The organism is Streptomyces sp. NPDC058045, assembly GCF_042885635.1.
Lineage (GTDB): Bacteria > Actinomycetota > Actinomycetes > Streptomycetales > Streptomycetaceae > Streptomyces.
Genome location: NZ_JBHVRR010000014.1, coordinates 101,936 through 114,921 on the forward strand (window position 1 = coordinate 101,936; position 12,986 = coordinate 114,921).

The 12,986-nt window shown below is 71.5% G+C and carries 14 protein-coding genes; 11 read left to right on the forward strand and 3 right to left on the reverse strand.

What is annotated here, in order from left to right:
- Positions 1-54: 54 nt before the first annotated feature.
- Genes argH through ACFVST_RS11970 form a run of 3 tightly spaced genes read left to right on the forward strand, consistent with a single transcriptional unit; the run spans position 55 to position 3,698 of the window.
- Positions 55-1,482, forward strand: a complete 1,428-nt coding sequence (gene argH / locus ACFVST_RS11960) for an argininosuccinate lyase (RefSeq protein WP_390149426.1) — start codon at positions 55-57, stop codon at positions 1,480-1,482.
- Positions 1,483-1,536: 54 nt separating this feature from the next.
- Positions 1,537-2,091: a TetR/AcrR family transcriptional regulator gene (locus ACFVST_RS11965; RefSeq protein ID WP_390149428.1), complete on the forward strand. Its 555-nt coding sequence runs from the start codon at positions 1,537-1,539 to the stop codon at positions 2,089-2,091.
- A complete protein-coding gene (locus ACFVST_RS11970; RefSeq protein WP_390149430.1) occupies positions 2,088-3,698 on the forward strand; it encodes an MFS transporter in 1,611 nt (536 codons plus the stop codon). The genes ACFVST_RS11965 and ACFVST_RS11970 overlap by 4 nt, the downstream gene beginning before the upstream one ends.
- Positions 3,699-3,810: 112 nt before the next feature.
- On the opposite strand, the gene ACFVST_RS11975 is transcribed toward ACFVST_RS11970, so the two are convergent.
- On the reverse strand, positions 3,811-4,482 hold the full coding sequence (locus tag ACFVST_RS11975) for a lysophospholipid acyltransferase family protein (protein ID WP_390149432.1): 672 nt from the start codon (positions 4,480-4,482) through the stop codon (positions 3,811-3,813).
- Positions 4,483-4,854: 372 nt separating this feature from the next.
- Here ACFVST_RS11975 and ACFVST_RS11980 point away from each other — a divergent pair, with 372 nt between their 5' ends.
- The 3 genes from ACFVST_RS11980 (at position 4,855) to ACFVST_RS11990 (ending at position 7,378) form a co-directional block, all read left to right on the forward strand.
- A complete protein-coding gene (locus tag ACFVST_RS11980; RefSeq protein WP_390149434.1) occupies positions 4,855-6,045 on the forward strand; it encodes a glycerophosphodiester phosphodiesterase in 1,191 nt (396 codons plus the stop codon).
- Between the two features lie 209 nt (positions 6,046-6,254).
- Entirely contained in the window at positions 6,255-6,815 is a 561-nt protein-coding gene (locus ACFVST_RS11985) for a sigma-70 family RNA polymerase sigma factor (protein WP_390149436.1), read from the forward strand.
- Between the two features lie 59 nt (positions 6,816-6,874).
- Entirely contained in the window at positions 6,875-7,378 is a 504-nt protein-coding gene (locus ACFVST_RS11990; protein ID WP_390149438.1) for a GNAT family N-acetyltransferase, read from the forward strand.
- Between the two features lie 24 nt (positions 7,379-7,402).
- Here ACFVST_RS11990 and ACFVST_RS11995 read toward each other — a convergent pair whose 3' ends face one another.
- Entirely contained in the window at positions 7,403-7,825 is a 423-nt protein-coding gene (locus ACFVST_RS11995) for a hypothetical protein (protein WP_390149440.1), read from the reverse strand.
- Between the two features lies 1 nt (position 7,826).
- Complete coding sequence (locus tag ACFVST_RS12000; protein WP_390149441.1) at positions 7,827-8,186, reverse strand: hypothetical protein; 360 nt, start codon at positions 8,184-8,186, stop codon at positions 7,827-7,829.
- A gap of 94 nt (positions 8,187-8,280) precedes the next feature.
- On the opposite strand from ACFVST_RS12000, the gene ACFVST_RS12005 reads away from it, so the two are divergent.
- The 5 genes from ACFVST_RS12005 (at position 8,281) to ACFVST_RS12025 (ending at position 12,939) form a co-directional block, all read left to right on the forward strand.
- Positions 8,281-8,928 (forward strand): HAD-IA family hydrolase, encoded by a 648-nt coding sequence (locus tag ACFVST_RS12005; protein WP_390149443.1) that lies wholly within the window; start codon positions 8,281-8,283, stop codon positions 8,926-8,928.
- 407 nt (positions 8,929-9,335) lie between these two features.
- On the forward strand, positions 9,336-10,439 hold the full coding sequence (locus tag ACFVST_RS12010; RefSeq protein WP_390149445.1) for a methionine ABC transporter ATP-binding protein: 1,104 nt from the start codon (positions 9,336-9,338) through the stop codon (positions 10,437-10,439).
- Entirely contained in the window at positions 10,436-11,260 is an 825-nt protein-coding gene (locus ACFVST_RS12015) for an ABC transporter permease subunit (protein WP_390149447.1), read from the forward strand. The genes ACFVST_RS12010 and ACFVST_RS12015 overlap by 4 nt, the downstream gene beginning before the upstream one ends.
- Before the next feature lie 79 nt (positions 11,261-11,339).
- Complete coding sequence (locus tag ACFVST_RS12020; RefSeq protein ID WP_390149493.1) at positions 11,340-12,176, forward strand: MetQ/NlpA family ABC transporter substrate-binding protein; 837 nt, start codon at positions 11,340-11,342, stop codon at positions 12,174-12,176.
- 121 nt (positions 12,177-12,297) lie between these two features.
- Complete coding sequence (locus tag ACFVST_RS12025; RefSeq protein ID WP_390149449.1) at positions 12,298-12,939, forward strand: GNAT family N-acetyltransferase; 642 nt, start codon at positions 12,298-12,300, stop codon at positions 12,937-12,939.
- Positions 12,940-12,986 lie beyond the last annotated feature (47 nt).

Consider the following 12,986-nt stretch of genomic DNA (forward strand, 5'->3'; position numbering starts at 1 on the left):
GAGGCGGCCGAGTGCATGAAGACCCATCCAGCACAGCCCAAGGAGCACAGCGCAGTGAGCAGTAACAGCGGTGACGTCCGCCTCTGGGGCGGCCGGTTCGCCGACGGCCCCGCCGAGGCCCTGGCGAAGCTCTCCGCCTCGGTCCACTTCGACTGGCGCCTCGCCCCGTACGACATCGCCGGGTCCCGCGCCCACGCCCGCGTCCTGCACACCGCGGGCCTGCTCACCGAAGACGAGCTGACCCGGATGCTCGCCGGGCTCGACCAGCTCGAACAGGACGTCGCCGCGGGGGAGTTCACCGGCACCATCGCCGACGAGGACGTGCACACCGCCCTCGAACGCGGACTGCTGGAACGGCTCGGCCCCGACCTCGGCGGCAAGCTGCGCGCCGGCCGCTCCCGCAACGACCAGGTCGCCACCCTCTTCCGGATGTATCTGCGCGACCACGCCCGCGTCCTCGGCGGCCTCCTCGCCGAACTCCAGGACGCGCTGGTCTCCCTCGCCGAGGCCCACCCCGACGTCGCCATGCCGGGCCGCACCCATCTCCAGCACGCCCAGCCGGTGCTCTTCGCCCACCATGTGCTCGCCCATGTGCAGTCCCTCTCCCGGGATGCCGAGCGGCTGCGCCAGTGGGACGAGCGCACCGCGGTCTCCCCCTACGGCTCCGGCGCGCTGGCCGGGTCCTCGCTCGGGCTCGACCCGCAGGCCGTCGCCCGCGACCTGGGCTTCGAGCACGGCAGCGCCGCCAACTCCATCGACGGGACCGCCTCCCGGGACTTCGTCGCCGAGTTCGCCTTCATCACCGCGATGATCGGCGTCAACCTCTCCCGGATCGCGGAGGAGGTCATCCTCTGGAACACCAAGGAGTTCTCCTTCGTCACCCTGCACGACGCCTTCTCCACCGGCTCCTCGATCATGCCGCAGAAGAAGAACCCGGACATCGCCGAGTTGGCCCGGGGCAAGTCCGGCCGCCTGATCGGCAATCTGACCGGGCTGCTCGCCACCCTGAAGGCGCTGCCGCTGGCCTACAACCGCGACCTCCAGGAGGACAAGGAGCCGGTCTTCGACTCCTGCGACCAACTGGAGATCCTGCTGCCGGCGTTCACCGGGATGATGGCCACCCTCACCGTCAACCGGGAGCGGATGGAGGAGCTGGCCCCGGCCGGTTTCTCGCTGGCCACCGATATCGCCGAGTGGCTGGTCAAGCAGGGGGTGCCGTTCCGGGTGGCGCACGAGGTGGCCGGCGAGTGCGTCAAGGAGTGCGAGGCGCACGGCATCGAACTCGACCAGCTCACCGATGAGCAGTTCGCCAAGATCTCCCCGCATCTGACGCCCGCGGTGCGCGGGGTGCTGAACGTGCCGGGGGCACTCGCCGCCCGGGACGGCCGCGGCGGCACCGCACCGTCCGCGGTCGCCGTCCAGCTCGCCGAGGTCAAGGCCGATGTGGCCGCCCAGCAGGAGTGGGCCACCGCCAAGGACTGACCGGCTGAATACGCACATGAGACGTTCATGTCTCATGTGGGGTATTCTCGTCTCATGAGTCTCGACCGTCGTGAACAGGTGCTGCACTCCGCGGCCGCCCTCCTCACTCGCAAGGCCACCGCCACCATGGACGAGGTGGCCCGCGCCGCGGGCATCAGCCGCGCCACCCTCCACCGCCACTTCGCCGGGCGCGACGCCCTGGTCAGGGCGCTGGAGGAACTGTGCATCCGGGAGTGCGAGACCGCCCTCGACACCGCCCGGCTCGACGAGGGCGACGCCGTCGACGCGGTACGCCGCCTGGTCCGCGCCCTCGAACCGGTCGCCGGTCTGCTCTGCTTCCTCGTCACCGAGAACCAGCTCTTCGAGGGCGACGAGCAGAACGCCGGCTGGGCCCGGCTCGACGCCCGGATCGGTGCCCTCTTCCAACGCGGCCAGGAACAGGGCGAGTTCCGCATCGACCTCACCACCGCCTGGCTCACCGAGGCCCTCTACGGGCTCGTCGGCTCCGCGGCCTGGGCGGTGGCCGACGGCCGGGTCGCCGCCAACGACTTCGAGTTCATGGTCACCGAGCTGCTGCTCGGCGGTGCCCGGCGGAGCGTGACCAAGTGACCCGCGCCCTGCCCACCGCACCCACCGCCACGCCGAACCAGCCGGCCGCCCACCGCTGGCTCGCCCTCTCGGTCCTGCTGCTGGCGGTCCTGCTGGTCGCCGTCGACGCCACCGTCCTCGGCCTCGCCACCCCCTACATCAGCGAGGACCTCCGTCCCTCCGGCACCCAGCTCCTCTGGATCGGCGACGTCTACTCCTTCGTCATCGCCGGTCTGCTGGTCAGCATGGGCAGCCTCGGCGACCGTATCGGCCGCAAGAAGCTCCTCCTCGTCGGCGCCTTCGCGTTCGGTGCGGTCTCGGTGCTCAACGCCTATGCCACCAGCGCCGAGTTGATGATCCTGGCCCGCGCCCTGCTGGGGATCGCCGGCGCCACCCTGATGCCGTCCACCCTGGCCCTGATCCGCAACATCTTCCCCGACCCCCGCGAACGCAGCCTCGCCATCGGCATCTGGGGCGCCATGGCCTCCGCCGGTATGGCCGTCGGGCCCGTCGTCGGCGGCGTCCTGCTGGAGCACTTCTGGTGGGGCTCCGTCTTCCTGATCAACCTGCCGGTGATGGCGGCCCTGGTCCTGGTCGGCGCCAGATTCCTGCCGGAATCCCGCAATCCGCACCCCGGCCCCTGGGACCTGCCCAGCCTGCTGCTCTCCCTGATCGGCATGATCGGCCTGGTCTACGCCGTCAAGGAGACGGCCGCCCATGGCCCGTCCGCGGTGGCCCTGGGCGTCGGCGCCCTCGGCGTCCTGGCCCTCGCCGCCTTCGGGCGCCGCCAACTCACCCTGCCGGTACCGCTGTTGGACATGCGGCTCTTCGCCCAGCGCGGCTTCTCCGGGGCCGTCCTCGCCGATCTGCTGACCGTCCTCGGCCTGTCCGGACTGGTCTTCTTCCTCTCCCAGTTCCTCCAACTCGTCCAGGGCCGCGCCCCGTTCGAAGCCGGGCTCGCCGAACTGCCCGCCGCGGTGGGCGCGGTGGCGGCCGGACTGGTCGCCGGTGCCGCCGCCCGCCGCTCCTCGGTCCGTGCGGTGGTCTGCGGCGGACTCACCGCCATCGGCCTCGGCCTGGCCGCGCTGACCGTGGTGGACACCTCCACCGGCTACCCGCTGCTCGGCGCCGCCCTGCTGGTGGTCGGCGTCGGCGCCGGGCTCTCCTTCACGGTGACCGCCGACGTGATCCTCTCCAGCGTGCCCAAGGAGCAGGCCGGCGCCGCCTCCGCCGTCTCCGAGACCGCCTATGAACTGGGCACCGCCCTCGGCATCGCCCTCCTCGGCTCCGTGGTCACCGGCGTCTACCGCGACTTCACCGCCCCCGAAGACCTGCCCGGTACGGCTTCCGCCGCGGCCCATGAGTCCCTGGGCGGCGCCGTCGAGATCGCGGGCGGACTGCCCGCCGCGAGCGGGGAGGCACTGCTGGCCGCGGCCCGTACCGCCTTCGTCGACGGCCTCCGCCTCGCCACCGGCGTCGGCGCCGCCGTCCTCCTCGCCGCGGCCGCCACCGCCTGGATCCTCCTCCGCGGCCAGCACCTCGACGACTCCCCGGAGGAGGACGCGACCGGTGAGACGTCCATGCCGGAGACCTCGCCGGGCGCGGAGACGGAGGGGGCGGCGGGTTAGTCGCGGTGCTGCCTTGGGGGCGTACCCGGGAAAGGGCGGGCGCCCCCTGCCGGTGGGTGGCAGGGGGCGCCCGGGTGCCGCCAACGGGCGGGCGGCGGTGGGGGAGTGGCGGTCAGGCCGCCTTCGCCTTGGTCGCGTAGATGTCCACGTACTCCTGGCCGGACAGCTCCATCACCTCGGCCATCACCGAGTCGGTGACCGCCCGCAGCACATAGCGGTCCCGGTCCATACCGTCGTAGCGGGAGAACTCCATGGACTCGCCGAAGCGGACCGTGACCCGGCCCGGACGGGGCAGGCCCTTGCCGCCAGGCTGGAGCTTGTCCGTGCCGATCATGGCGAACGGCACCACCGGCGCCCCGGTCATCAGCGTCAGCCGGGCGATGCCGGTACGGCCGCGGTAGAGCCGGCCGTCGGGGGAGCGGGTGCCCTCCGGGTAGATACCGAACACCTTGCCCTCGTCCAGCACCCGGCGGCCCGTCATCAGCGCCGCCACCCCGCCGCGCCCGCCGTCCCGGTCCACCGGGATCATGCCGACGCCGGTGAAGAACCACGCCATCAGCCGGCCCTTGAGGCTCTTGCCGGTGACGTACTCGTCCTTGCCGATGAAGAACACCTGGCGGTCGCAGACGATCGGGAGGATCACCGAGTCGATGAAGGTGAGGTGATTTCCGGCCAGGATTACCGGACCCGAGGACGGAATATGCTCGGCTCCCTCCACCCGTGGCCGGAACATCAGGCGCAGGACGGGTCCAAGCACTGCCTTGATGAACGCGAATCGGGACAAGGGGGGCCCTCCGTGGTCAAGGGGTACAACGCCTGTGCGAGGCGTCAAGCGGGCGGAAGTCTTTGCAGGTGAGGACGATACTCGCCGCCGACCGCCTGGTGCACATCGGACTCACCCACCGGACGGACGCTCCCGGCCCCTTCAACGGTGCTCGGCGGGGCGCCTGTTGCCCCTGTGACGACTGATGGCCGGGAAGCCACTGGACACCACCCGTCCGTTCCCGCTCAGGTCTCCCGGGCGTCACCGGGGCACCCCTACCATCGGTCCCGCCTCGACACGGTGCCGTGCTTCCAGGCCCGCCCGATCCGCCCCAACCGGGCGCTGGGCGCGGGCCACGGCACCGGTCACCACACGGACTTCGGGAGGAACCGCATGGCGAAGCAGGGGTCGAACGAGCGGAGCACGGCCAACGGTCCCGGGCGGCGCGCGCTGCTCGGGGCCGCCGCCCTCGGCGCGGGCGGTGCCGTCATCGGCCTCCCCGGTGCCGCCGCCGCGGCACCGGGCACCCAGGCGGGCAGGAGCGGCGAGAGCGGCAAGGGCGACTACCGGAGCCTGCCGGTGCCCACGATCATCGGCCACCGCGGCACCGCCGGCTACCGCCCCGAGCACACCCTCGGCTCCTATCAGCTCGCCCTGGAACTCGGCGCCGACATCATCGAGCAGGACGTCGTCCCCACCAAGGACGGCCATCTGGTGTGCCGGCACGAGAACGACATCACCGCGACCACCGATGTGGCGGACCACGCCGAATTCGCCGACCGCAGAACCACCAAGAGCGTCGACGGGAAAGCCCTCACCGGATGGTTCACCGAGGACTTCACCCTGGCCGAGCTGAAGACCCTCCGCGCCAAGGAGCGCATCCCCAACAACCGCCAGCGCAACACCCTTTACGACGGCCGCTGGCAGGTGCCCACCTATGAGGAGGTCCTCGACTGGGCCGACGCGGAGGGCCGCAGGCGCGGCCGCCCGGTGTGGACGTATGTCGAGACCAAGCACCCCACCTACTTCCGCGGTCTCGGGCTCGGTCTCGAAGAGACGCTGGCACGCTCGCTGAAGCGTCATGGGCTGCACCGCCGCAACTCGCCCGTCATCCTCCAGTCCTTCGAGCCGAGCAGTATCCAGCGGCTGCGGCGGCTGGTGGACTCGCCCGCGATCGTCCTCCTCGACGCGGCCGGCACCCGCCCCTGGGACTTCCGGCAGGCCGGGGACCCGCGCACCGTGGACGACCTCGTCAAGCCCGAGGGCCTGAAGTGGATGGCGGGCTTCGCCCAGGGCATCGGCCCCACCCTCGACCTGATCATCCCCAAGGACAAGGACGGGAAGCTGACGAGCCCCACCACCCTGGTCAGGGACGCCCACCAGGCCGGGCTGATCCTGCATCCGTACACCATGCGCAACGAGAACACCTTCCTTCCGGCCGACTTCCGCAAGGGAACCGACCCCAACGCCTACGGCGACGCCTTCGGCGCCTTCCGCACCTATTTCGAGACCGGTATCGACGGCGTCTTCACCGACAACGCCGACACCGGAGTCCTGGCCCGCACCGACTTCCAGAACCGCTGACGACGGTCTCCGACCGCGGTCCGCCGTCAACAGGCCGTCGGCGGCGGGCCGTTCACCGTCAGCCGCAGCCGGAAGCGCCCGCCGTGGGCACCCCCGCAGCAACCGCCGTCTCTTCTCTGACACGGCTCAGCGCGGATCGGCACGCCACGAACGGGTGATATCCGCCCGCCCCCACAACCCGTGCGGGGGCGGGCGGCGTTCCGCCGATCATGGACCCCTCCGACTCCGCCAACCCCTCCGACCTCAACGCCCCCGCCACCCCCGACGCCTGGCTCCGCGCCCTGGGCCCACTGCTCAGAGCCGAGGCCGCCGCCGAGGCCCACGCCACCGGCGCCGACCCGGCCGACCTCGAACAGGCCGTCTGGCTCAGGCTGTTGGAGCGTCTCGCCGAAGGACGCCCGCCCAGCCGCCCCGCCCTCTGGCTGCGCCGCACCCTCCGTACCGAGACCCGCCGCACCCGTAGGACCGCGCGCCGCGAGCGCCCCCACCCCGCCGAGCCGGCCACCCCCGCCCGGCACAGCCCGGAACGCGCGCTGCTCGCCCGCCACGGCCGCCTCGCCCTGCACACCGCGGTCCGCGGACTGCCCGGCCGCTGCCCCGCGCTGCTGACCGCACTGCTCGCCCCCACCGATCCCACCTACCGGGAAATCGCAGGGGAGTTGGGTATCTCACAGGGGAATCTGGGGCCCGAACGTTCCCGCTGCCTGGGGTGTCTGCGCAGAATGCTCCTGCAATGCGGGCACGACGATTTCGAAGGTTGCGGCTCCTGACCCGTGGGGATAGGAGTGAGGGACAACCGGCGGAGCAGGTGAGCAGGAGGAATGCGCACATGGGCATGAGTGTGACCATCTCTGCGGCGACGGAAGACGACGCCGAACAGATCCTCAAACTCCAGTACCTCTGCTACCAGAGCGAGGCCGAGCTGTACGGCGACTACACGCTGGAGCCGCTGACCCAGTCCCTGGACGCCCTCCGGGACGAACTCGCCTCGCACACCACGCTGGTGGCGCGGCTCGGCCCCGAAGTGGTCGCCTCGGTACGGGGCGTCGTCGCCCCCGACGGCACCGCCCATATCGCCAAGCTGATCGTGCATCCCCGGATGCGGCGGCACGGCCTCGGCGGCCGGCTGCTCACCGCGATCGAGGGGAAGCTGCGCAGCGAGGGCAGCGCCCGCCGCTTCCAGCTCTTCACCGGCCACCGCAGCGACCACAATCTGCGGCTCTACCGCAAGCACGGATACGCCCAGATCGGCACCGAGCGCGTCCACGACAAGCTCTCCATGGTGACGCTCTCCAAGGACGCGGCACCCGAGGCCTACGTCGCCAGTGCCTGAGCCGCCGCCCCCGGCCGCCGCCCCTCAGCCCATCGGCGCGGCGGCCCGGGACCGGCGCAGCCACATCACCGCGGTCACCGGCAGCAGTACCGGGATGAAGAGGTAGCCCATCCCGTAGTCCGACCAGACCGTGGCGTCGGGGAAGGCGGACGGTTCCACCAGCGTCCAGGTGCCCACCACCAGCACCCCCGCCAGTTCCGCCGCGCAGCACACCAGCGCCGCCCGCCGGGCCCGCTGCCCGCCGCGCACCAGCGAGTACGTGATGAAGCCGTACACCACTCCGGCCAGCGCGGAGAGCGAGTACGCCAGCGGGGCGCGGTCGAAGTCGGTGGCGATCTGGACGACGGAGCGCGAGACGGCGCCCACCACCATCACCCCGTACAGCCACACCAGCAGCAGGCCGGGCCCGTGGACCAGCCGACTGCGGGCCCCGGTCGGTGCCGTCATGTCAGCCTCCCCAGATGTCGAAGAGCCGTACTTCCAGCACGGCCAGCACCACGCCGCCCGCGGCCACCGTCACCGAGCCCCAGCGGGTGCGTTCCGCCAGGGACATGAAGCCCGCCGCCGGTACGCACGCCGCGGCGCCCAGCAGATAGGCCACAAAGATCGCCGTACCCTGCTCCGGCTTCTCGCCGCGCGCCAACTGCACGATGCCGACGACCAGTTGGACCACGGCGAGCAGTGCCACCACGGCCATGCCGATGAAGTGCCAGTCCTTGGTGGGCTGGTCCCGGTAGGCGGCGAAGCCGCACCAGGCGGCGAGCACGAGCGCCGCCAGAGCGGTGGCGATCGTCAGGACGTCAAGCATGTCCGCGACCTTATTACGGGCTGTGACACCCGCCAAAAGGCCCCCCTGTCCCCCTCTGCCCAGGCCCCGGGCACGCCCCCGTAGGCTCGCCGGCATGAAGCTCCACGCCCAGGCACTCCTCTTCGACAACGACGGCACCCTGATCTCCTCGCTGGACTCGGTGGTCCGCTGCTGGACCCGCTGGGCGCGGGAGTTCGGGCTCGGCGCCGAGGACTTCGGCGGTATCCGACTGCACGGCCGTACCGCCCGCGAGATCGCCGCCGACCTGCTGCCCGCCGAGGTCGTGGACCGTGCCGTCGCCCGGATCGAGGACCTGGAGGTGGAGGACGTGGCGAGCGGTGTGGTGGCGCTGCCCGGCAGCCGTGAGCTGACCGCCGCCCTGCCCGCCGCCCGCTGGGCCGTGGTCACCTCCGCCACCCGCCGCCTGGCCGCCGCCCGGCTCGACGCGGCGGGCCTCACCCCGGGACTGCTGCTCGCCGCGGACGACGTACGGCGCGGCAAGCCCGACCCGGAGCCGTATCTGCTGGCCGCCCGCCGCCTCGGGGTCGACCCGGCCGACTGCGTGGTCTTCGAGGACGCACCGGCCGGTATCGACTCGGGACGTGCCGCGGGCATGACCACCGTGGCGTTGGCCACAACGCACACCGCCGGCGAACTCACCGCGGACTATGTGGTGAAGGACCTGTCCGCGGTGTCAGCACTGGCCACCGACGAGGGAGTCACCCTCGATCTGACCGTCTGACCCGGTACGGCACCCCCGCCGGAACGTCCTTCCCCTGGACGGAGTTGTCCGTATTGCGGACAGAGTGGTCGGTTGCGGGCCGTTGGCTGCTTTACTGACCGCATGACCACGACGAGCCACCGCATCCCCGCGACCGAGGCGCCCAGCACGCCCGGTGCTCGTTGCCTGTGTCGAATGTGCGCCTGCTGAGGGCCCCGTACCGCAGCCCGCTCGCGCCCCGAAGCGAGCCCGCGCCGCCTGATCCACCAGGCCACCGCCCCGGCTGCCCGGCGCGCACATCCCCGCGACCCGCCCCGCATCGCCTCCCCGGTATGCCCGCGCGGACCGCCGAAAGCGCCCAGATGTCCGACCATGCCCCGCGCCCGGCGCCCCTGCGCGCCGCGCACTCGACAGTGACGGAACCACACGTGATCACCACCACGGGCCTCACCAAGGTCTACCGCGCACGCGGCCGGGAGACCACCGCTCTCGACGGCGTCGACCTGCATGTACGCGAAGGCGAGGTGTACGGCGTCATCGGCCAGAGCGGCGCCGGGAAGTCCTCGCTGATCCGCTGCGTCAACCTCCTGGAACGCCCCACCTCCGGCACCGTCACCGTGGCCGGGCAGGACCTCACCGCGCTCGCCGGCAGCGGCCGCCGCGCCGGACGGGAACTGCGCCGGGCCCGCAGCCGGATCGGCATGGTCTTCCAGCACTTCAACCTGCTGTCCTCGCGCACCGTCCAGGACAATGTCGAACTCCCCCTGGAGATCCTCGGTTCGAGCGGCGCCGAGCGGTCCCGCAAGGCGCTCGAACTGCTCGACCTGGTCGGCCTCGCCGACAAGGCGCGCGCCTACCCCGCCCAGCTCTCCGGTGGCCAGAAGCAGCGCGTCGGCATCGCCCGCGCCCTCGCCGGCGACCCCGGGGTACTCCTCTCCGACGAGGCGACCAGCGCCCTCGACCCGGAGACCACCCGCTCCATCCTCGGCCTGCTGCGCTCCCTCAACCGCCAACTCGGCCTCACCGTGCTGCTGATCACGCATGAGATGGACGTGGTGAAGACGGTCTGCGACTCGGCCGCCCTGATGGAGCACGGCCGCATCGTGGAGTCCGGCACCGTGAGCGAACTCCTCGCCACCCCCGGCTCCGAACTCGCCGCCGCCCTCTTCCCGGTGAGCGGCGAGGCCCGCGGCGAGGACCGCACCGTGCTGGACGTCACCTTCCACGGCGACGCCGCCACCCGGCCCGTGATCTCCCAACTCTCGCGGACCTACAACATCGACATATCCATCCTCGGCGCCGCCATGGACACCGTCGCCGGGCGCCAGGTCGGCCGGATGAGGATCGAACTCCCCGGCCGCTACGAGGAGAACGTGGTGCCCATCGGCTTCCTCCGCGAACAGGGACTCCAGATCGAACTGCCCGGCCGGGACCCCGCCGCGCCCACCCCGAAGGACTCCCCGGCGGCCGAGGGCACGCCCGCGCCGGTGAACGCCCCGGTGATCGCCCCGGTGAAGGAGAGCGCCAAGTGACCTGGTCCGAGACGCAGCCGCTGCTGGCCCAGGCCTGCTGGGACACCCTCTACATGGTCGGCTGGTCCACCCTGATCGCCGTGGTGGGCGGGCTGCCGCTGGGCATCCTGCTCGTCCTCACCGACCGCGGCGGACTGCTCGCCAACGCCCTGGTGAACAAGGTCATCGGGCAGATCGTCAACATCGCCCGCTCGATGCCGTTCATCATCCTGATGGTGGCGCTGATGGGCTTCACCCGGGCCGTCACCGGCACCACCATCGGCCGCGAGGCCGCCATCGTGCCGCTCGCCATCGGCGCCATCCCGTTCTTCGCGCGGCTGGTGGAGACCTCGGTCCGCGAGGTCGACGGCGGTCTGGTGGAGGCCGTCCAGTCGATGGGCGGCAACACCTGGACCATCGTCCGCAAGGTCCTGGTACCGGAGGCGCTGCCCTCGCTCATCGCCGGGGTCACCACCACCGTCGTGGTCCTCATCGGCTACTCCGCGATGGCCGGCACCGTCGGCGCCGGGGGCCTGGGCGACCTCGCCGTCCGCTACGGCTACCAGCGCTTCGAGACCGGCCTGATGTGGATCACCGTCGCGGTGCTGGCGGTCGCCATCTCCGTGATCCAGTTCGCCGGGGACCTGCTCGCCCGGCGGCTGCACCACCGCGGCGGCCCCGCACCCGCCCTGCGCCTGCTGCGGCCCCGCACCCCCAACACCCCAGCTACCAGCGGTACTTCGGCCGCCACCGGTACTTCGGCCGCACCCGCCGAGCCCGCAGAAAACCCGCGGGCACCCGAGGCGCCCGCCGGAGAGGCGGAGCCCGCCAAGTCCCTTTGACCGCGGCACCCGCCGCACCCACGGCCCCGCCCACCCCGCGGGGCAGCACCACCGCATCACCATGAGAAAGGCACTTTTCGTGCGTAACATCACCAAGATCTCCGCAGCCGTCCTCGCCGCCGGCGCCCTCACCCTCTCCCTCACCGCCTGCGGCTCCGGCTCCGACTCCGGCAAGTCCGGCGCCGACGGCCCCCTCACCGTCGCCGCCACCCCCACCCCCCAGGGCGAGATCCTCGACTACGTCAAGGACCACCTCGCCAAGAAGGCCGGACTCGACCTGAAGGTCAAGGAGTTCACCGACTACGTCGCCCCCAACACCGGGGTGCAGCAGGGCGAGGTCGACGCCAACTACTTCCAGCACAAGCCGTACCTCGACGACTTCAACAAGAAGAACGGCACCGACCTCGTCCCCGTGCCGCACGCCACCGTGCACCTGGAACCCCTCGGCGTGTACGCGAAGTCCGTCAAGAAGCTCACCGATCTGAAGTCCGGCGCCACCATCGCGGTGCCCAACGACACCACCAACGAGGCCCGCGCCCTCAAACTCCTCGCCGACCAGGGCGTCATCACCCTCAAGGACGGCGCCGGTTTCGACGCCACCCCCAAGGACGTCACCGGCAACCCCAAGAAGATCAAGTTCAAGGAGCTGGAGGCCGCCCAGGTGCCGCGCTCCCTCCAGGACGTGGACGCCGCCGTCATCAACGGCAACTACGCACTGGAGGCCAAGCTCAGCCCCGCCAAGGACGCCATCGTCGCGGAGAGCCCCAAGGGCAACCCGTACGGCAACATCCTGGTCGTCAAGAAGGGCGACGAGAGCGACCCCCGCATCAAGAAGCTCGCCGAACTCCTCACCTCGCCCGAGGTGAAGAAGTTCATCGAGAACAAGTACGACGGCGCCGTCATCGCCGCCTTCTGACCGGCTCTGCCGGACCCCTGCGCGGCGGACCGCGACCCCCCGTGGTGCGGTCCGCCGCGCACATGCTGCATCCTGGTGGATTCGGCAGGCCGGATGCTTCCCGACGGTTACGGAGCAGTGCATGACTACCACCTTTCCGGACATCTCCATCAGTACCGAGCGGCTGGTCCTGCGCCCGCTCGAAGAGGAGGATGTGCCGGCGCTCGTCGAGATGATGAACGACGAGCTGGTGGTGGCCTGGACGACGGTCCCGCACCCCTTCACCGAGGAGACGGCCCGCGCCTGGCTCACCCACCGGGCACCCGCCGAGCGCACCGCGGGCCGCGGACTCGACCTCGCCGTCACCGAGTTCCTCACCCAGCGCCTGGTCGGCGTCCTCCGCCTCACCGCCACCGACTGGCGCCTGCGCGCCACCGAACTGCGGTACGCCATCGCCCCCTGGGCCCGCGGCGAGGGCTACGCCTGCGAGGCCTCGCTCGCCGTCGCCCAATGGCTCTTCGACGACCAGCACTTCGAGCGCATCGAACTGCGCACCGCCGCCGGCAACACCGCCTCCCAGCAGGTCGCCCAGAAGATCGGCTGCATCAGCGAGGGCGTCCTGCGCGGCGCCTTCATAGCCCGCACCCGCAACGACGGCGACCCCACCTGGACCGACACCCGCAGCGACCTCATCCTCTGGAGCCTGCTCCCCGAGGACCTCGAAGGCGTCACCGACCAACTCGCCGACGCGGCCGGATTCACCGCCTTCTCCGACTGGAACTGACCCCGGCACACCGCCCGACGGCCCCCGCCCCACCACCGGGTACGCTC